The following is an 18,871-nucleotide window of genomic DNA, read 5'->3' as shown; positions in this document are numbered from 1 at the left end:
GACTTAGGAACCGAGCAGGAGTTTCTTGCCTGCCGCAGCGATCCACGAGCCCTTGTTCTCACGCGGCTCGGCGCCACCCGTCTGCAGCAGCTTGTAGGAATCGGCGTACCACTGGCTGTCCGGATAGTTGTGACCAAGAACGGCTGCCGCGGTCTGCGCCTCGTCGACGATACCCATGGCGTAATAAGCCTCGACGAGACGGGCCAGGGCCTCTTCGATCTGGTTCGTGTTCGGATACTTCTCGACGACGATGCGGAAGCGCGAAATTGCGGCGAGATATTCCTTCCGCTCCATATAGTAACGGCCGATCTGCATTTCCTTGCCGGCGAGCTGATCACGGGCGTAGCGGATCTTCGCCTGGGCATCGTCGACATATTCGGAGTTCGGATAATTGTCGACGACCGCCTGCATCGCCTCGATCGTCTTGGCCGAGGCGCGCTGGTCCTGGGTGACGTCGACGATCTGTTTGGAATAGGTGAGACCGATGAGATACTGCACATAGGCAGCGTCCTGAGACTTCGGATATTGCGACATGTAACGGTTGCCCGACGCAAGCGCATCATCGAGCTTGCCCTGGCGGTATTTGACGAAGGTGCTCATCACAAGCGCCTTGCGCGCCCATTCGGAGAATGGGTTCTCGCGATCGATCGCATCGAACTTGCGCGACGCTTCCGCCATGTTGCCCGCCTTCATATTGGCAAGGCCCTGGGTGTAGAGCACGTCAGGCGGATCGGTTTCGAGGCCAAGCTTGGTGATGTCGATATCGGGATCCGACTGGCAGCCGGAGATCGAGGCGCCTGCGCTAAGCACCAGAAGCGATGCGAACAAAGCGCGCGCTGTCTTCATCATACCTTCAGATCCTGCATAAGCCATTCAAAAGAACCCCACTGCCGCCGCTCGCTCCACGACAGCCACGCCTCGCTGGCGTTTCTAGCCACAAATGTGCATCAAGAGCAACGCAATGATAAGGCATTAACGCATTTTTGTGGCAGCCGCCGCCGGATTGGCCGGCTTTTCATCTTCTTGCCGATCTGTTGCAGCAGCGCATCTGCAAGAAATGCCTGTTGCCGCCAGTGCGACCGGATATAAAAAAACCGCCTCCGGGAAAGAGGCGGCCTGGTCTTGAGAATATGCTGGAGGTCATGCCGACCAGGGAGTGAATTCCGAAGCGCTGACGGCGATCAGCTCACGAGCGGCGACGCGCTGGCGCGGCGTCGAAGTCTCGACCACCTCGTAGGCAGAGGGATCGGCGAGCAGCGCCTTCAAAGCATTGGCATTCATCTTGTGGCCGCCACGATAGGATCGGTAGCAACCGATGAACTGGACGCCGGCGAGAGACAGGTCGCCAACGGCATCAAGCGTCTTGTGGCGGACAAACTCGTCCTTGGCGTATCGCAGGCCTTCGACATTGATGACCGTATTGTCGTCCGAGATGACGACGGAATTTTCAAGCGAAGAACCGAGCGCATGGCCCGATGCCCAGAGACGCTCGACATCACGCATGAAGCCGAAGGTGCGGGCGCGAGAAAGTTCGGACTTGAAGACGGCGGCGCTTATGTCGCCGACCCACTTCTGCCGGCCGATCAGCGGGCATTCGAAATCGATCTCGACTTCGAAGCGCGTGCCGTCGTAGGGACGGAATTCGCTCCAGGAGCCGCCATGCTCGATCCGCACCGGCTTGGTGATGCGGATATAACGACGCTTGACGCCGAGCGAGACGAGACCGGCCTGCTCGATCGCTTCGACGAAGGGCAGCGAACTGCCGTCCATGATCGGCATTTCTGCGCCCTGCACCTCGATGATGACATTGTCGAGGCCGAGCGCATAGACGGCGGCCATGACATGTTCAATCGTCGCGATTGAACGCGTGGGTGAGAAACCGAGCACCGTGCAGAGGTCTGTATTGCCGACCTGCGAGGAGACGGCCTTCAGTTCGGTGATGTCGCCATTATCGTGCAGGCGCTGGAAAACGACGCCGGTGTCCGCTTCGGCCGGGTTCAGCGTGATCGAGACATTCGCACCCGAATGAACGCCGATGCCCGAGAGCGTCACGGGACGCGAAACCGTCGTTTGAAAACCCAGCAAGCCAATTGCCATAAAATCTGCCTTTATTTTTCCGCTCCAGCGGCTTGTCCCACGGCGCGGTTATCATTCCTTCTGCAGAAAGAGTCTCGTCCAGACGACTCCCAGCGCAGTTTTCTTGCGCCATATTTACGTGCGCCGGCGCTCCAATCCAAATCACTGTTTCTTTCGTTTTGTTACGAAGTCACACGGTTGATATCGCTCAAGAATTCCCGGCCGAAAAACAGCAATGCCCGGGACCTGGATCCCGGGCATGAACGGTGCCGATGCCCCGATATTTCAGTTCGACTGGCGGCGCAGGAATGCCGGAATTTCCAGCTGATCGTCTTCCTGCATCATGCGAGCCTGCGGAACCGCGCGACCCTGATCGTCGAGATTGCCGCGACGCGGCGCATAGAGGCTTGCTTCCGGTGACAACGGACGGCGCTGCTGTGACGCGGCCGGCGGTGCGGCGGTCATGTCGGCGGCAACGGCGTCATCGTCGCGGCGGCCAAGCGAATTGGTGATTCGCTTGAGCAGGCCCATCGGGCCGCGCTCTTCCTGGCTATGCGCGGAAGCCGGCTGCGTGCGATGGTCGAGTTCAGCCTGGACGACCGGCGGGAAATCCTCGACCTTCGGCATGCGCACCGGTTCAGCCGCCTGCCGGATAACCGGCTCCTGTCGGACCGGCTGCTGCTGGATGGGCTGCTGCTGGACGGGCTGGCTTATCACCGGCTGGCTCATTACCGGCGCCGGAGCCTGCTGCTGCACCTGCGGACGGATCGCCGGAGCTTCCTGTGCAGGCGCGAAGATCTTGCTCTGCGGGCGGAAGACTTCCTGCTGCGCAGCAGGCTGCTGGACGGGTGCTGCGGCACGCGGGGCCGAAATTTCGAGCTCACGTTCCATCTCGGCTTGGCGGATGGTCTGCGCGATCGGATCGATGGCCTTCGGTGCCTGCATCACCGGGGCAGGCTGAACTGCGGCCGCTGCCGGAGCAACAGCCGCGGAGGGACGGATAGCGGGCCTGGCGGCCGGCTGGAAGTTGCGCTCGGCGGCTTCGCTGATCGCCCGGTCGATACCGGTCGCGACGACCGAGACGCGAATGATGCCTTCGAGCGATTCGTCGAAGGTGGCGCCGAGGATGATGTTGGCGTCCGGATCGACTTCTTCGCGGATGCGGGTCGCAGCTTCGTCGACTTCGAAGAGGGTGAGGTCGCGACCGCCCGTGATGGAGATCAGCAGGCCCTGCGCACCCTTCATCGAGGTTTCGTCGAGCAGCGGGTTGGCGATTGCCGCTTCGGCTGCCTGCAGTGCGCGGCCGGAGCCGGAGGCTTCGCCGGTGCCCATCATCGCGCGGCCCATCTCGCGCATCACCGAGCGGACGTCGGCGAAGTCGAGGTTGATGAGGCCTTCCTTGACCATCAGGTCGGTGATGCAGGCGACGCCTGAATAGAGAACCTGGTCGGCCATGGCAAAAGCATCGGCGAAGGTCGTCTTGTCGTTGGCGATGCGGAAGAGGTTCTGGTTCGGAATGACGATCAGCGTGTCGACAGACTTCTGCAGTTCCTGGATGCCCATCTCGGCCAGACGCATGCGGCGGCCGCCTTCGAAATGGAACGGCTTGGTGACGACGCCGACCGTCAGGATGCCCTTGTTGCGGGCTGCCTGCGCGACGACGGGCGCAGCGCCGGTGCCGGTGCCGCCGCCCATGCCCGCGGTGACGAAGCACATATGCGTGCCGTTCAGGTGATCAATGATCTCGTCGATGCACTCTTCGGCGGCCGCACGGCCGACTTCCGGCTGCGAGCCGGCACCGAGGCCTTCGGTGACGTTGGCGCCGAGCTGGATGATGCGCTCGGCCTTCGTCATCGTCAGCGCCTGCGCGTCCGTGTTGGCAACGACGAAGTCGACGCCCTGGAGGCCTGCGGTGATCATGTTGTTGACGGCGTTGCCGCCGCCGCCGCCGACGCCGAACACGGTGATGCGCGGCTTCAGCTCGGTGATGTCAGGCTTTTGCAGCTTGATGGTCATGGTACCTGTTCCTTCTCTCTCTGGCCGCATCGCCACGCCGGCCAATTACGCAAATTTCAGAAGCTTTCCTTCAGCCACTGGCCCATGCGGGCTATGCGGCTGTTATTTCCCCCAAGCGACATGAGCAGACCGCTCTGTGACGCATGTGTCTCCATGTCCGCGACCTGCGGATAAATCATCAGGCCGACGGCCGTCGAAAAGGCCGGGCCCTTGGCCGCCGTCGGCAGTCCCGAGACGCCCATCGGACGGCCGATGCGGACGTTGCGGGCCAGAATGCGCCGCGCCACCTCGGCAAGGCCGGTCAGCTGGCTCGCGCCTCCCGTCAACACGACGCGTTTTCCGACGATCGGGCTGAAGCCGGAACGCTGGATCCGGTCGCGGATCAGTTCCATCGTCTCTTCGATTCGGGCCGATACGATGCGCGAAACCAGCGCCCGCGGCACCTGAGACGGCTGGTCGCGATCGTCCTCGCCGATTGGCGGGATCGAGATCAGCTCGCGCTCATCGGAGGAATTCAAGAGTGCGGAGGCATGCACGACCTTCAGCCGCTCTGCATCCTCGATGCGGGTCGAAAGGCCGCGCGCCAGGTCGGTGGTGACATGATGGCCGCCGAGGCCGACGGCATCGGTATGAACGAGCTTCCCTTCGGCAAAGACCGAAATCGTCGTCGTGCCGCCGCCCATGTCGATCGCCGCGCAGCCGAGTTCGACCTCATCGTCGACGAGAGCCGCAAGACCGGATGCATAGGGGGTCGCCACAATGCCCTCGACCGACAGATGCGCGCGGTTGACGCTGAGTTCCAGATTCTTCAGCGCCGAGCGCTCCGCGGTCACGACATGCATGTCGACGCCGAGCGCATCGCCGTACATTGCCAGCGGGTCGCGGATGCCGCGCTCGCCGTCGAGCGAGAAGCCGGTCGCCAGCGAATGCAGCACCGAACGGTCCTGGCGCAGCGACTGCTGACAAGCGGCCGACAGCACCTTCTTCAAATCGTTGAGTTCGACTTCCTGGCCGCCCAGGTCGATTGTCGCGGTGTAGATATCGCTGCCGAGGCGGCCGGCCGTCAGGTTGACGATCAGGCTTTCGACGGTCAGCCCCGCCATCCGCTCCGCCGCATCGACGGCAAGACGGATGACGCCTTCCAACGCGTCGAGATCGGCGATGACGCCGGTCTTGATGCCGCGGGAGCGCTGATGGCCGATACCGATGATCTCGATATTGTGCGTGCGGCCCGGCAGGATCTGGCTTTCCTCGCGCGGCGTCAGCCGACCGATCATGCAGACGACCTTGGTCGAGCCGATGTCGAGCACCGAAACGACATGCGAGCGCTTCGACGAAAGCGGCTTCAGGCGCGGCAATCCGAAATGGGATGAACCGAACAAGCTCATATATTCTGCCCCGCCTTCTTCAATTCCTTGGTACGCTCCGTTACCGCCGCCTGCCGGCGGACCGCCGCTTCCGGTGTCAGCTGGATCGCGGTCCTGTCGGGCAATCTCAGATCGACCGCGGCGATGTCCCGCTCCAGGAGCTGATGCTCCCTGTCGAACTTCGAAAGCGTCGCCAGCGCCTGATCGATGCCGTCTTCCGGCAGCTTGACGATGACGCCGTTATCCATGTGCAGATCCCAACGACGGCCCGATATCCACACATAGGCCTTCACGCGGGCCTTCACGTCGGGCCACTTCGAGAAGGCGTCGCCGAGCGAAGCCGCCGCGGTCTCGGCGTCGCGGCCGACGACGAGCGGCAGCGACGAAAACTTGTTGTCACGCAGTGGCGCAATAACGCTGCCGTTCTTCTCGATGAGCGAAAGCTCCTGCCCGTGCTGCCAGATCGCATAGGCCTCACGCTCCTTGAGCTTCACTTCGATCGTCCTCGGATAGACCTTTCGAACCTCGACATTCTCGACCCACGGAAGGTGCGCGATCTTCCGGCGGGCCGCATCGACGTCGAGCGCGACCAGCGAGGTCGTGCCGTCGAGACCGATCAGCTGCAGGATCTCGATTTCGGAGGTTTCCGAATTGCCGGAGACTTTTACGTCCTCGATCGCAAAACCTGCGGCCGTCGTCGTGGCCTGCGCGACGGCTTCAGTGTGACCGCCGAGCGACATGCCGTAGAGGCCGGTCGCAACCAGGAAGGCAAGCGCCGACACCGTCCCGGTATGGGCCGGAATGTAGATGCGGCCGCTGCCGAGACTGATCAGGAAACGGGTGACGCGGCGCAGCGGACGCGGCAGCACGAACCGCTCTTCGGCCTCCACGATCGGAAGCACGGCATGATGGCTGGGGCGCCCTATCCTTTTGACCGTCAACGCAAACAAGACGCGTCCTCCACCATCCACCGGAGAAACTCACCAAAGGAATAGCCGGCATGACCGGCCATTTCGGGCACGAGCGAGGTAGGAGTCATGCCTGGCTGGGTATTGACCTCCAGCCAGATGATCTCGCCGTCTTCGGAGAAACGATCGTCGTAACGAAAGTCGGACCGACTGACGCCGCGACAACCGATTGCCTGATGCGCCCTTAGGGCCAATGTTTGTATTTTTTGGTAAATATTCGGTGAAATTTTCGCCGGGATGACGTGTTTTGAACCGCCCGCAGCATATTTGGAATCGTAATCATAAAAATTGTGTCCCTGCGGGACCACCTCCGTGACACCGAGCGCAGTCTCGCCCATGACGCCGCAGGTGAGCTCGCGGCCGTAGACATAGCGTTCGACCAGCACTTCTTCGCCATAACGCCATTCGGGCGAACTGACGACCTGCGGCGGATGCGCCTGATCTTCGCTGACGATCACGACGCCGAAGCTCGAGCCCTCGCGCACAGGCTTCACCACATAAGGCGGCTTTATCGGATGCGTCGGAGGAAAGGCGAAACGGTTGATGACCTGCGATTCGGCGACAGGGATGCCGGCGGCGGCAGCGACACGCTTCGCCTTGTCCTTATCCATTGCGAGCGCCGAGGCAAGCACACCTGAATGCGTATAGGGGATCTCCAGATATTCTAGGATGCCCTGGATGGTCCCGTCCTCACCGAACGGCCCATGAAGCGCATTGAAGGCGACATCGGGCCTCAATGCCGCAAGCTTTTCAGAAACATCGCGGGCGACATCGATCGTGGTCACCTTGAAGCCTTCTGCTTCGAGTGCCTCTGCGCAAGCCTTTCCCGAGGAAAGGCTGACGGGCCTTTCCGAGGAAAATCCGCCCATCAGGACAGCAACATGCTTGCGACTCATCAACGCCCCCAAAAATAACTTCCACTTTTGAAATCGACGCTTGCGCGAAGCTGTCTACGTCGTTCGCGCCTTTGCCGGGCCTCACATGCATTAGAGCATCATTATGGTTAATGAAGTGTTTACTTTGGTTAACTGTTAGCCCGGAGTTTCGCGGCCTTTTAACATTTGCTCATTGTGCGACCGACCCCTCGCCGTCCGGGAATGAACCTGCGCGGAGGTGAAAAAGCGCATCCGTTCAACGACATACCCAATTGCGCTCACCCGCGATGGAGATAGCCAAGGGAATCGGATGCAATCTCTCAGCCGGATACCGGCAACAGTGAGGCGGCGGCCGGCGTCTCGAATTGATTAATGCAGAGCGCCTCGGCGCGCGGGCGTCACCGCTTTTCTATTGATGCCGATAGCGCTTCCGGTTAGCGAAGGCGCATGGGTGAGCAGGGAGAAAATCATGCGATGCCTCGTCACCGGCGCTGCCGGCTTCGTCGGTAGTCCGCTTGTCAAACGGCTGCACACAGACAAGACTTGCAAGCTCGTGGCCACCACGAGATCCAAGACCTCTGCCTTTCCGTCTGCGGTAGCGCATTTTCCGATTGAAATTACCGACGGAACCGACTGGAAGGCCGCGCTTGAAGGCGTCGACGTCATCATCCATCTCGCCGCCCGCGTTCACATCATGGACGACCGCGCAGCCGATCCGCTGGCGGAATTCCGCCGGGTCAACACCGCCGCCGCGCTCAATCTCGCCGAACAGGCCGCCCGCGCCGGCGTGAAGAGATTCGTCTTCGTCAGCACCATCAAGGTCAACGGAGAAGAGAACGACCGGCCGTTCCGGCACGATGACACACCGAAGCCGATTGATCCCTACGGCATTTCGAAGCTGGAATGCGAAATCGGCCTGCGCGAAATCGCGGCACGCACCGGCATGGAAGTCGTCATCATCCGCCCGCCGCTGGTCTATGGCCCCGGCGCACGCGGCAACTTCGCGCTTCTCGTCAATCTTGTCCGCAAGAAGCTGCCACTCCCCTTCGCTTCACTGAAGAACCGCCGCACATTGGTCGCGGTGCAAAATCTCGTCGATCTGATCATCGCCTGCATTGACCATCCCGCCGCCGCGGGCGAGACTTTCCTTGCCGGAGATGGCGAGGACCTCTCGACGCCTGAGCTCATCAGGGGAGTTGCCGCAGGACTCGGCGTCAAGCCGATGCTGGTCCCCGTCCCGCCTGCGCTGCTGCACATGGCGGCGAAGGCAGCCGGGAAGGAAGCCGTCTACCAGCGCCTTTGCGGTTCGCTACAGGTCGACATATCCCGGGCGCGTGAGGTTCTGGGCTGGTCGCCCGTCGTCACCCCGCGCGAAGGGCTGAAACTGGCAGTGAAGTAGGCCCTATTCGCTCGTCACGCCCTGGAACGGGCGCACTTCCCGGCCGGGCATGAAGACGCCGAGGCGCTTGATTTCCCATTCGAGCTTGATGCCGTCTTTCTCGAAGACCTCACGGCGAACCTGCTCGCCGAGATATTCGAGATCATAGCCGGTCGCCTGGCCCATGTTGATCATGAAGTTGCAGTGAAGCGATGACATCTGCGCACCGCCGATCACCAAGCCGCGGCAGCCGGCTTCGTCGATCAGCTTCCAAGCGGAATGGCCGGGCGGGTTCTTGAAGGTCGAACCGCCGGTTTTCTCACGCACCGGCTGCACCGTCTCGCGGTGATTGCGCACAGCGTCCATTTCGGCGCGGATCTGGGCGCGATCTTCCGGATAGCCCTCGAACAGGACCGAGGTGAAGATCAGATCGGCGGGTGCCTTTGAATGCCGGTAGGAATAACCCATCTCCGCATTGGAAAGCACATGCTTGTTGCCCTTGCGGTCGACGGCGTTAACCTCGATCAGCCGCTCACGCGTCTCGACACCGTTGGCGCCGGCATTCATCCGCGCCGCGCCGCCGATACCGCCCGGAATGCCGTAGAAGAAATGGAAGCCGCCGATGCCGTTGTCCATCGCCATTGCCGCGACGTGTTTGTCGGGGCAGATGGCGCCGGCGAGGATGCGGTTTTCGCCGGCAAGCTCGACGAAGCCGAAGCCTTTGGCCGAGAGGCGCAGCACAACGCCTGGAATGCCGCCGTCGCGCACCAGGATGTTGGAGCCGACGCCGACCACCGTCAGAGGTACCTCTTCCGGCAATATCTTCAGGAAGGCAATGAGGTCGTCGACGTCATGCGGCTGGAACATCAGTTCGGCGAGGCCGCCGGCCCTGAACCAGGTGACGCGATCCATGGGGGCATCCGGCGTGATACGGCCGCGGATATCCTTTACACCGTCTCCGAGAGACGCCAGAAGCTTTTCCCCATTCACCTGTTTCATGCGGACTTTCCCGATAGACCTTCCAGTTGCTTGGGCAGTGCTGCCGCCCATGATGTGATGCTCCCAGCCCCCAACAGAACCACGAAATCACCAGGCTTTGCAACCTCCGCAACCATTTGCGGCAGAAGCTCCGCCGAAGCGAGGAAGCGGGCGTCGCGATGGCCGCCGGATTTAATCCGCGAGACGAGCGACATGGAGTCGATCCCTTCGATCGCATCCTCGCCTGCCGCATAAACGGGCGCCAGGAAAATGCTGTCGGCGTCGTTGAAGCAGGCGGCGAATTCCTCGAACAGGCTCGCGAGACGCGTGTAACGATGCGGTTGATGGACGGCGATGATGCGCCCCTTGCAGGATTCACGGGCCGCCTTCAGCACCGCTTTGATCTCCACCGGATGGTGGCCGTAGTCGTCGAAGATCTGCACCCCGTTCCATTCGCCGGTCAGCGTGAAGCGACGCTTGACGCCGCCGAAGGAAGAAAGCCCCTTGGCGATATCTTCACTCGAGATGCCAAGTCGGTTGGCGACCGCGATCGCCGCCGTGGCGTTCGATATATTGTGGCGGCCGGGCATCGGCATGACCAGCCCCTTGAGCTCGGTCCTCTGGCCGGTGCGGCGACGGCGGATCTCGACGTCGAAGATCGAGCGCGTGCCGTCGATGCGCACATTCTTGAAACGCACGTCGGCTTGCGGGTTCTCGCCATAGGTGATGATCTTGCGGTCTTCGATGCGGCCGACCAACGCCTGCACCTCGGGATGGTCGAGGCACATCACGCCGAAGCCGTAGAACGGCACGTTTTCGACGAATTGCCGGAAGGCGGCGCGCACGGCGTCGAAACTGCCATAATGGTCGAGGTGCTCCGGGTCAATATTGGTGATGACGGCGACATCGGCTGGAAGTTTCAGGAAGGTGCCGTCGGATTCGTCGGCCTCGACCACCATCCACTCGCCCTCGCCCATGCGGGCGTTGGTGCCGTAGGCGTTGATGATGCCGCCGTTGATGACGGTCGGATCGAGCCCGCCGGCTTCGAGCAGGGTGGCGACCAGCGAGGTGGTCGTCGTCTTGCCGTGGGTGCCGCCAATGGCGATCGCATTGCGGAAGCGCATCAGCTCGGCGAGCATTTCGGCGCGGCGTACCACCGGCAGCAGCTTTTCACGCGCGGCGATAAGTTCCGGATTGGTCTTCTTGATCGCCGTCGAAACGACCACAACTTCGGCATCACCGAGATTTTCGGCGCGATGGCCGACGAATACCTCAATGCCTTTGTCGCGCAGTCGCTGCACATTGGCGCTGTCGGATTGATCCGATCCCTGCACCTTGTGCCCGAGATTGTGCAGCACTTCGGCAATGCCGCTCATGCCGATGCCGCCAATGCCGATAAAATGGACGAGACCGATCGCCTTCGGCAGTTTCATGCGCGTGTCCTCTTGAATTCTGAGACTGTCTTGCCGGCGGCAATAGCCTCAACCATGTCGGCAAGCAAGTTCGCCGCATTCGGTTTCCCGGCGAGCTTGGCCGCCGCCGCCATCTGCGAAAGCTTGTCCGGATCGTTCATCACATGGCTCAGTATAGAGGCGATACGCTCAGGTGAAAGCTCAGACTGAGAGATCACCTTCGCCCCCCCGGTCGCAGCCAGTGCTGCGGCGTTCGCCGCCTGATCATGGTCGAGCGCATGCGGATAGGGCACGAGAATGGCCGGGCGTCCGATGACGGAGATCTCCGAAACCGTCGAAGCGCCGGAGCGGCAGATCACCAGATGTGCCTGTGCAAGACGTTCCGCCATATCGTTGAAAAATGGCGCGATGTCGGCTCCCATCTCCAGCTTGGCGACACAGCCGCTGACCATTTCCAAATCCTCAGGGCGCACCTGCTGCGTCACCCTGAGCCGTGTGCGCAGACCGTCATCGAGAAGGCTGATCGCCGTCGGCATGGCCTTGGAAAAATACTGCGCGCCCTGGCTGCCGCCGAAAACGACGAGATTGAAGGGCTCACCGGGATGCGACGGCGTGTAAGGCTGCTCGGCTGCGGCAAGAATTGCCGGGCGCACGGGATTGCCTGTTGCAACCGTCTTATCGGAAAAAGCATCGCCACTTTCCGGCAGAAAGCCGCCGGCAATCGCCCTGACGCGCGGCGCCAGCGCCTTGTTGGCGCGGCCCATGACCGCATTCTGCTCATGCAGCATCGAGGCGACGCCGAGCCGCGTCGCGGCCAGCAGCGGCGGCACGGTGGGGTAACCGCCGAAGCCGACAACAATCACCGGCTTCAGCCGCTGGATCAGCCTTTTGGCCGCTCGAATGCCGCTCCACAGTGTCCACAGCGAGCGGGCGACGGCAACGGGGTTCTTCGAGCCGATCGTCGCCGACGGCACGACATGGATCTCCTCGGCCGGGAACTTGCCGGCGTAGCGTTCGGCCCGGCTGTCAGTGACGAGATGCACCGAATAACCACGCTCCCTCAGCTTGAAGGCCAGCGCCTCCGCCGGGAACACATGGCCGCCGGTCCCCCCGGCGGCAAGCAGCACGATGCCTTTGCTCATGACCTCTTACTCCGCGGGCATGCCGTGCGGGACGCGGAAGAGGCTCCGGTCCTGCGCACGTTTTTCCGGGCGGTGGCGCGTCAGCGCCAGAATGAAGCCGGCGGTGACGCAGATCGCCACCATGGACGAGCCGCCGTAGGAAATCAGCGGCAGCGTCATCCCCTTCGCCGGCAGCAGTTCAAGATTGACGCCGATGTTGATAATCGACTGAATGCCCATCTGCAGCACGAGGCCAGCGACGGCAAAGCGGTTGAAATCATTGCGCTCGCGATAGGCATGCGAGAGGCCGCGCAGCACCAGCGCGGAAAACAGCGCAACGAGCGCCATGCAGAAGACGATGCCGAATTCCTCGGCCGCGACCGAGAAGATGAAGTCGGTATGCGCATCCGGGATAATACGCTTGACGATGCCTTCGCCCGGCCCCTGACCGAACCAGCTGCCGCGGATGATCGCCTCACGCGCCGTGTCGATCTGGAACGTGTCACCTTCGCCGGTCATGAACTTGTCTATGCGCAGCGCAACGTGCGGAAAGACGTAGTAGGCGCTGAGCAGACCGCCGGCGCCGCCGATGCCGAGCAGCATGATCCAGATCCACGGCATGCCGGCCATGAAGAACATGCCACCCCAGACGGCGGTCGTCAGGATGGTTTGACCGAGGTCGGGCTGCGCGACCAGCAGCGCCGCAACGATGCCGAACAGAATGATGGCAAAGAGATTGCCGGGGATTTCAGGCTGACGCGCATGCTCGGCAAACAGCCAGGCGCAGACGACGACGAAAGCGGGCTTCATGAATTCCGACGGCTGGATTGAAAGGCCGGCGATCCAGATCCAGCGCCTGCCGCCCTTGACCTCCTGGCCGACGAAGAGAACCAGCACCATCATGGCGAGCGAAATGATCAGGAGCAGGATCGCGGTTCGCCGCACCTGGCGCGGCGTCAGGAACGACAGCCCGAGCATGACGGCGATCGACGGGATCATGAAGGCCGCATGACGCTTGACGAAATGGAAGGGTTCGAGCCCGATGCGCTCGGCAACAGCTGGAGATGCCGCAAACGACAGCATGAACCCGATGCCCATCAGGAATATGAACATCGCCAGGAAGAAGCGGTCGATGGTCCAGAACCAATCGGCCAGAGGCCCACGTTCCGCGCGGCTTACCATGTCATCTCTCTCCTGTTGCCGGACCGATCAGCATCGTCATTCCGTCAAGGGCGGCCACATGGCTGACGAAGGCATCGCCCCTGACTTCGAAGTTCTTATACTGGTCGAAGCTTGCGCAAGCCGGGGATAACATCACGGCGGAAGCAGCAGCTTCGTCGCGCTCCGCATCGGCCGCCGCATGTGCGACTGCGCGCTCCAGCGTGCCGGAGATCTCGTAGGGCACGGCCTCGCCGAGTGTGGCGGCGAACTCCGCTGCCGCCTCGCCGATCAGATAGGCCTTGGCGATGCGCGGGAAATAGGGCACGAGCGTCGTGATGCCGCCAGCCTTCGGCAGGCCGCCGGCGATCCAGTAGATGCGATCATAGCTCGAAAGCGCCGGCGCCGCGGCATCGGCATTGGTCGCCTTGGAATCGTTGACGAAAACGACGCGGCCTCGTTTGCCCACAGGCTGCATACGGTGCTTGAGGCCGGGAAAGGAGGCAAGGCCCGAACGAATGTCGTCGGCGGAAACCCCGACGGCAAGGCAGGCGGCAACGGCCGCGGCGGCATTCTGCGCATTGTGGCTGCCGCGCAGCGTCTGAATGCCGTCGATCTCCGCAAAGGGCAGCATGGCGCCGCCGCCGGCCTTAACGAGCGTAGTGCCCTCGGCATAGATGCCCTCAGCCACCACGTTGCGGCGCGAAATCCGGACCACCTTGACACCTGCCCGCTCGATCCGGTCGGCGATCAGCGCCGAATGGCTGTCATCGATGCCGACGACTGCGACATCGCTGCCGGCGACCAGACGCTCCTTGATGTCGGCGTAGTGCTGCATTGTGCCATGGCGGTCGAGATGATCGGGCGTCAGGTTGAGCAGAATGCCCGCGGAGGGGTTCAGCGTCGGCGCCAGATCGATCTGATAGGAAGAGCATTCGATGACAAAATAACGCCCCGCCTTCGGCGGATCGAGCGTCAGCACCGCCGTGCCGATATTGCCGCCGAGCTGAGTGTCGTAGCCTGCGGATTTCAGGATGTGGGCGATCAGCGCCGTCGTCGTCGACTTGCCGTTGGTGCCGGTGATGGCGATGAAGGGGCAATCCGGCGCATGGGCGCGGCGTTCGCGCACGAAGAGCTCGACGTCGCCGACGATGTCGACGCCGGCCGCCCGCGCGAGGTCGACGGTCCAGTGCGGCTTGGGATGGGTGAGCGGCACGCCGGGGGACAGCACGAACAGCGCCTGCTGGCTCCAGTCGATGACGTGCAGATCCTCCGTCCGGATGCCTTCCGCCGAAGCCTTGGCGACGCTGTCGGGATTGTCGTCCCACGCGGTCACCTCGGCGCCGCCCGCGACGAGCGCGTGAGCAGTCGCAAAACCGGAGCCGCCGAGCCCGAAGAGCGCGACCTTCTTGTCCTTGAGCGTCGTGGCGGGGATCATCGCCGCCTCACCGGAGCTTCAGCGTCGAAAGGCCGAGCAGGGCCAGGCCGACGGCGATGATCCAGAAGCGGATCACCACCTGGCTCTCGGTCCAGCCCTTCTTCTCGAAATGATGATGGATCGGCGCCATCAGGAAGACGCGCCGGCCGGTCATCTTGAAGAAGCCGACCTGGATGATGACCGACAGCGTCTCAATGACGAAGAGGCCGCCGATGATCGCCATGACGATCTCATGCTTGGTGGCGACGGCAACGGTGCCGATCGTGCCGCCGAGCGCAAGCGAGCCGGTATCGCCCATGAAGATGGCGGCCGGCGGCGCGTTGAACCAGAGGAAGCCGAGGCCGGCGCCAATGACGGCGCCGAGCACGACGGCGAGCTCACCGGTGCCGGGCACGAAATTGATCTGCAGGTAGTTCGCAAACACCACATTGCCGGCGAGATAGGCGATGACGCCGAAGGAGGCGGCAGCGATCATGACTGGCACGATGGCAAGCCCGTCGAGGCCATCGGTCAGATTGACGGCATTGCCGGCGCCGACGATGACGAAGCCGCCGAAGACGACGAACATGATGCCGAGATTGATCAGGAAGTCCTTGAAGAAGGGAAAAGCGATGGAGGAACCGAAGGTCGAACCGGCGGTCCCCGATGCAAGGGCCGTGCGCATCATGAAATAGACCGCGATGCCGGCGATGACGAATTCGATGCCGAGACGCGCCTTGCCGGAAAAGCCTTTGTGACTCTGCTTGGTCACCTTGAGATAATCGTCATAGAAGCCGATTGCGCCGAAGCCCAGCGTCACCAGCAAGGTGGCGACGACATAGACGTTGGAAAGATCGGCCCAGAGCAGCGACGCCCCGACGATGCCGGCCAGGATCATCAGCCCGCCCATGGTCGGCGTGCCGGCCTTCTTGAAATGCGTCTGCGGCCCGTCCGCGCGGATCGGTTGCCCCTTGCCCTGCCGGATGCGCAGCGAATTGATGATCGTCGGCCCGAACAGGAAAACAATCAATGCGGAGGTGAAGAGAGCGGCCCCTGTGCGGAAAGTGATATATCTGAACAGATTCAGAAATTTGAAATATTCCGACAGTTCGACAAGCCAGATCAGCATTCAGGGCCCCTTGTTTACCCGATCAAAGTTCGCGTTGCGTGTCGGCAAATGCTGGGAACTTGTCAAGGAGCGCGGCGACGATCTTGCCGAAACCGATGCCCAGAGACGATTTCACCATCAACACGTCGCCCGGTGCGACCGAGTTCAATACATATTTCGCCAATTCGTCCGTCCTCTCGCTATATTCGACCTGGACGCTTTCCGGCAGCGATTCCTTCAGCGCCACCATCTCTGCTCCTGCGAGCCAGACATGTTCGATGCCGGCCGCAAGTAGCGGCACGGCGAGATCGCTATGGACCTTCTGAGCATACTCGCCCATCTCGAGCATGTCGCCGAGCACGGCGATACGGCGTCCGCGGCCGGTCGGCTCGGAGGCCGCCAGCAGTGCGATCGCCGCGCGCATCGAAGCGGGATTGGCGTTATAGCTCTCGTCGATCAGCGTGAAGCTGCCGCTGCCGATCGACAGCCGGTGGCGCTTGCCCCTGCCCTTTTCCGGCTGCAGCGTCCCAAGCGCCCCGATCGCCTTTTCCATATCGGCGCCGACGATCCTGACAACGCCGAGCGCCGCGAGAGCATTTTCGGCGATATGGCGGCCCGGCGCACCGATCGCGACCTCCAGCGTCTCGCCGCCGATCGTCAGCCACAACGTCGAATTCTCGTCCGAGCCGTTGAATTCCGCGAGCCGGAATTCCGCCTTGGCATGCTGGCCGAAGGAATGAATATGCTCGATGCCGAGCGACTGCGCCGTTCGATCAAGGAAATTGAACTGGTCATTGTCGCGGTTGAGCACGACATGGCCGCCGGGCTCGAGCCCCTCGAAGATCTCCGCTTTAGCGGCAGCAATCTCCCTGATGCTCTTGAAATTGCCGAGATGGGCCGGCGCGATCGTCGTGATGACCGCGACATCGGGGCGAATCATCGCCACCAGCGGCCGGATCTCACCCGGATGGTTCATGCCGACCTCGAAGACGCCGTAATCCGTATCATCAGGCATGCGCGCCAGCGTCAGCGGCACGCCCCAGTGATTGTTGAAGGAGGCGACGGAGGCGTGCACCTTGCCCGACGGCGACAGCACGTGCCGCAGCATCTCCTTGGTGGTTGTCTTGCCGACAGAACCGGTGACGGCGATGATCTTTGCCCGCGAGCGCTCGCGGGAAGCCTGTCCCAGGCGGCCGAGTGCGGCGAGCACGTCGTCGACGACAATCATCGGCACCGTCAGGCGACCCATCGCGGGAAGCCTCGCCTCGCTGACGACCAGCAGCGAAGCCCCATTCGCCATTGCCATCGAAGCATAATCGTGACCGTCGACGCGGTCGCCCTTGATCGCGAAGAAGGCTTCGCCTGATCTAATCGAGCGGCTGTCGATGGAAATGCCGGTGATGCCTTCGGGCAGCGTGCCGAAGGGGCGCCCCGCCATCGCTGCGATCATGTCTTCGGTCGTCCAGAGCCAGCTCAAGATTGCAGTTCCTCCAAGGCCTTGCGCACCTCCGCGTGGTCGGAGAACGGCAGTGTGACGCTCCCAATCGTCTGCCCCTCCTCGTGCCCCTTGCCGGCAACGATCAGCGTATCGCCGGTTTTCAGCATGCCGACCGCCTCGCGGATAGCCGCGGCGCGATCGCCGATCTCGGAGGCGCAACCTGCTGCCGCCATGATCTCGGCCCGGATCGAAGCCGGCTCCTCCGAACGCGGATTGTCGTCGGTGACGATGACGACATCGGCAAGGCGGCAGGCGATTTCACCCATGATCGGCCGCTTGCCGCGGTCGCGGTCGCCGCCGCAGCCGAAGACGACGACGACACGGCCGGTGGTGAATGGCCTCACCGAATTCAGCACATTTTCCAACGCATCCGGCTTGTGGGCATAATCGACATAAGCGAGTGCGCCATCTTTGGTATGGCCGACCAGTTCGAGGCGGCCGGACGCGCCCACCAGTTTCTCGAGCGCCGCCATCGCGACCTTCGGTTCGACTCCCGTGGACATGGCAAGTCCTGCCGCAACCAGCGCGTTGGCGACCTGGAAATCGCCGGCCAGCGGAATATCCACCTCGAAGATCTCGTCGCCGATATGGATCTCTGCCGTCTGCTTGTGGCGAAAATGCTCGACGCGTTTCAATGACAGATATTGCCCCTTGCGCCCGACGGTGCGGACATCGTGACCCGCATCGGCAGCCGCCTTGATGGCCTGAGCAGACCACGGATCGTCCGCGAAGACGACGGCCGGGGCACCCTTGGGCAGCAGCGTATCGAAAAGCCGCATCTTGGCGGCCATGTAGGCCTCGATCGTCGGATGATAATCCATGTGATCGCGGCCGAGATTGGTGAAGGCTGCGGCGGCGAGCCTGACGCCGTCGAGACGGCATTGGTCGAGGCCGTGGCTGGAAGCCTCCATCGAGGCATGCGTAACACCCTCGTCGGCGAGCTCCGCCAGCAGTTTGTGCAGCGACACCGGATCCGGCGTCGTCAGTGCGCCATATTCATTGCGCGTCGGCGAAACGACACCTGTTGTGCCGATCATCGCGGCTGCCTGGCCGGCATGTGCCCAGATCTGGCGGGTGAAAGAGGCGACGGAAGTCTTGCCGGCCGTGCCGGTGACGGCGACCATGGTCTCGGGCTGCCTGCCGTAAAAGCGGGAGGCGGCAATGGAAAGGAAGCGGCGCGGCTCCTTGACCGCAAGCACCGGGATGGGAGCATCGACAGCCTGGGAGGTGATCGCGACGGCGGCCCCGCGGCCGGCGGCATCCGTGATGAAGCCCGCGCCATCCGCCTTGGTGCCGGCGACCGCGACAAAAGCGTTGCCCGGTTCCACCTTGCGGCTGTCCGAAGACAGGCCTGAGATATCAAGCAAGCCTGCCGGGCCTTCCAGTTGTGCTTCAAGTTCCGGAAACTGATCTCCGGCCAGGTCTCGCAATTTCATCGAACGCACTTTTCTCTCTTGAAGCCGGTTCACCCCTCGCGAATCGGCGTCGGTATTCATTCA

The 18,871-nt window shown here is 62.4% G+C and carries 15 protein-coding genes; 1 reads left to right on the top strand and 14 read right to left on the bottom strand.

Annotated features, from left to right (window positions below; genetic code table 11):
- Positions 1 to 3 precede the first annotated feature (3 nt).
- From HJB91_RS02920 to HJB91_RS02895, 6 genes are all read right to left on the bottom strand, one after another.
- Positions 4 to 873, bottom strand: a complete 870-nt coding sequence (locus HJB91_RS02920) for an outer membrane protein assembly factor BamD (protein WP_210630624.1) — start codon at positions 871 to 873, stop codon at positions 4 to 6.
- Between the two features lie 267 nt (positions 874 to 1,140).
- On the bottom strand, positions 1,141 to 2,097 hold the full coding sequence (gene lpxC, locus HJB91_RS02915; RefSeq protein ID WP_210630623.1) for a UDP-3-O-acyl-N-acetylglucosamine deacetylase: 957 nt from the start codon (positions 2,095 to 2,097) through the stop codon (positions 1,141 to 1,143).
- A 264-nt stretch (positions 2,098 to 2,361) separates the two neighbouring features.
- Complete coding sequence (gene ftsZ, locus HJB91_RS02910; RefSeq protein WP_210630622.1) at positions 2,362 to 4,092, bottom strand: cell division protein FtsZ; 1,731 nt, start codon at positions 4,090 to 4,092, stop codon at positions 2,362 to 2,364.
- Between the two features lie 56 nt (positions 4,093 to 4,148).
- Positions 4,149 to 5,480 carry a cell division protein FtsA gene (gene ftsA, locus HJB91_RS02905; RefSeq protein WP_064803798.1) on the bottom strand — a complete coding sequence of 444 codons (1,332 nt, stop codon included), beginning with the start codon at positions 5,478 to 5,480 and terminating at the stop codon, positions 4,149 to 4,151.
- On the bottom strand, positions 5,477 to 6,409 hold the full coding sequence (locus HJB91_RS02900) for a cell division protein FtsQ/DivIB (protein ID WP_210630621.1): 933 nt from the start codon (positions 6,407 to 6,409) through the stop codon (positions 5,477 to 5,479). The genes ftsA and HJB91_RS02900 overlap by 4 nt, the downstream gene beginning before the upstream one ends.
- Positions 6,397 to 7,323, bottom strand: a complete 927-nt coding sequence (locus tag HJB91_RS02895; RefSeq protein WP_221153420.1) for a D-alanine--D-alanine ligase — start codon at positions 7,321 to 7,323, stop codon at positions 6,397 to 6,399. Before HJB91_RS02895 ends, HJB91_RS02900 begins: the two co-directional genes overlap by 13 nt.
- A 448-nt stretch (positions 7,324 to 7,771) precedes the next feature.
- Here HJB91_RS02895 and HJB91_RS02890 point away from each other — a divergent pair, with 448 nt between their 5' ends.
- Positions 7,772 to 8,701 (top strand): SDR family oxidoreductase, encoded by a 930-nt coding sequence (locus tag HJB91_RS02890; protein ID WP_221153419.1) that lies wholly within the window; start codon positions 7,772 to 7,774, stop codon positions 8,699 to 8,701.
- Between the two features lie 3 nt (positions 8,702 to 8,704).
- Here the strand turns inward: HJB91_RS02890 and murB are convergent, their stop codons facing one another.
- The 8 genes from murB to HJB91_RS02850 are packed head-to-tail and all read right to left on the bottom strand — an operon-like array spanning position 8,705 to position 18,868.
- A complete protein-coding gene (murB, locus tag HJB91_RS02885; protein ID WP_064810823.1) occupies positions 8,705 to 9,679 on the bottom strand; it encodes a UDP-N-acetylmuramate dehydrogenase in 975 nt (324 codons plus the stop codon).
- On the bottom strand, positions 9,676 to 11,091 hold the full coding sequence (gene murC / locus HJB91_RS02880; RefSeq protein ID WP_210630618.1) for a UDP-N-acetylmuramate--L-alanine ligase: 1,416 nt from the start codon (positions 11,089 to 11,091) through the stop codon (positions 9,676 to 9,678). Before murC ends, murB begins: the two co-directional genes overlap by 4 nt.
- Entirely contained in the window at positions 11,088 to 12,212 is a 1,125-nt protein-coding gene (murG, locus tag HJB91_RS02875; protein ID WP_210630617.1) for an undecaprenyldiphospho-muramoylpentapeptide beta-N-acetylglucosaminyltransferase, read from the bottom strand. The genes murC and murG overlap by 4 nt, the downstream gene beginning before the upstream one ends.
- Positions 12,213 to 12,218: 6 nt before the next feature.
- Positions 12,219 to 13,373: a putative lipid II flippase FtsW gene (gene ftsW, locus HJB91_RS02870; RefSeq protein ID WP_184459238.1), complete on the bottom strand. Its 1,155-nt coding sequence runs from the start codon at positions 13,371 to 13,373 to the stop codon at positions 12,219 to 12,221.
- A gap of 1 nt (position 13,374) precedes the next feature.
- Entirely contained in the window at positions 13,375 to 14,787 is a 1,413-nt protein-coding gene (gene murD, locus HJB91_RS02865; protein ID WP_210630616.1) for a UDP-N-acetylmuramoyl-L-alanine--D-glutamate ligase, read from the bottom strand.
- 7 nt (positions 14,788 to 14,794) lie between these two features.
- Positions 14,795 to 15,895, bottom strand: coding sequence for a phospho-N-acetylmuramoyl-pentapeptide-transferase (mraY, locus tag HJB91_RS02860; RefSeq protein ID WP_210630615.1), 1,101 nt, complete (start codon positions 15,893 to 15,895; stop codon positions 14,795 to 14,797).
- A 22-nt stretch (positions 15,896 to 15,917) separates the two neighbouring features.
- Positions 15,918 to 17,351, bottom strand: coding sequence for a UDP-N-acetylmuramoylalanyl-D-glutamyl-2,6-diaminopimelate--D-alanyl-D-alanine ligase (locus HJB91_RS02855; RefSeq protein ID WP_210630614.1), 1,434 nt, complete (start codon positions 17,349 to 17,351; stop codon positions 15,918 to 15,920).
- On the bottom strand, positions 17,348 to 18,868 hold the full coding sequence (locus HJB91_RS02850) for a UDP-N-acetylmuramoyl-L-alanyl-D-glutamate--2,6-diaminopimelate ligase (RefSeq protein ID WP_210630613.1): 1,521 nt from the start codon (positions 18,866 to 18,868) through the stop codon (positions 17,348 to 17,350). The genes HJB91_RS02855 and HJB91_RS02850 overlap by 4 nt, the downstream gene beginning before the upstream one ends.
- Positions 18,869 to 18,871: the final 3 nt, after the last annotated feature.

The sequence above is a fragment of the Rhizobium sp. NLR10b genome, from assembly GCF_019685435.1.
In the GTDB taxonomy this organism is placed as follows: domain Bacteria; phylum Pseudomonadota; class Alphaproteobacteria; order Rhizobiales; family Rhizobiaceae; genus Rhizobium.
Note: the sequence above shows the minus strand (reverse complement) of the source record. Positions and strands in the feature narration are given on the sequence as shown.

Coding starts and splice junctions, on each gene's coding strand:
- mraY (WP_210630615.1), bottom strand. CDS start 15,895: ATGCTGATCTGGCTTGTCGAACTGTCGGAATATTTCAAATTTCTGAAT.
- murB (WP_064810823.1), bottom strand. CDS start 9,679: ATGAAACAGGTGAATGGGGAAAAGCTTCTGGCGTCTCTCGGAGACGGT.
- lpxC (WP_210630623.1), bottom strand. CDS start 2,097: ATGGCAATTGGCTTGCTGGGTTTTCAAACGACGGTTTCGCGTCCCGTG.
- murG (WP_210630617.1), bottom strand. CDS start 12,212: ATGAGCAAAGGCATCGTGCTGCTTGCCGCCGGGGGGACCGGCGGCCAT.
- HJB91_RS02890 (WP_221153419.1), top strand. CDS start 7,772: ATGCGATGCCTCGTCACCGGCGCTGCCGGCTTCGTCGGTAGTCCGCTT.
- HJB91_RS02850 (WP_210630613.1), bottom strand. CDS start 18,868: ATGAATACCGACGCCGATTCGCGAGGGGTGAACCGGCTTCAAGAGAGA.
- HJB91_RS02920 (WP_210630624.1), bottom strand. CDS start 873: ATGGCTTATGCAGGATCTGAAGGTATGATGAAGACAGCGCGCGCTTTG.
- ftsW (WP_184459238.1), bottom strand. CDS start 13,373: ATGGTAAGCCGCGCGGAACGTGGGCCTCTGGCCGATTGGTTCTGGACC.
- murC (WP_210630618.1), bottom strand. CDS start 11,091: ATGAAACTGCCGAAGGCGATCGGTCTCGTCCATTTTATCGGCATTGGC.
- ftsA (WP_064803798.1), bottom strand. CDS start 5,480: ATGAGCTTGTTCGGTTCATCCCATTTCGGATTGCCGCGCCTGAAGCCG.
- murD (WP_210630616.1), bottom strand. CDS start 14,787: ATGATCCCCGCCACGACGCTCAAGGACAAGAAGGTCGCGCTCTTCGGG.
- ftsZ (WP_210630622.1), bottom strand. CDS start 4,092: ATGACCATCAAGCTGCAAAAGCCTGACATCACCGAGCTGAAGCCGCGC.
- HJB91_RS02895 (WP_221153420.1), bottom strand. CDS start 7,323: ATGAGTCGCAAGCATGTTGCTGTCCTGATGGGCGGATTTTCCTCGGAA.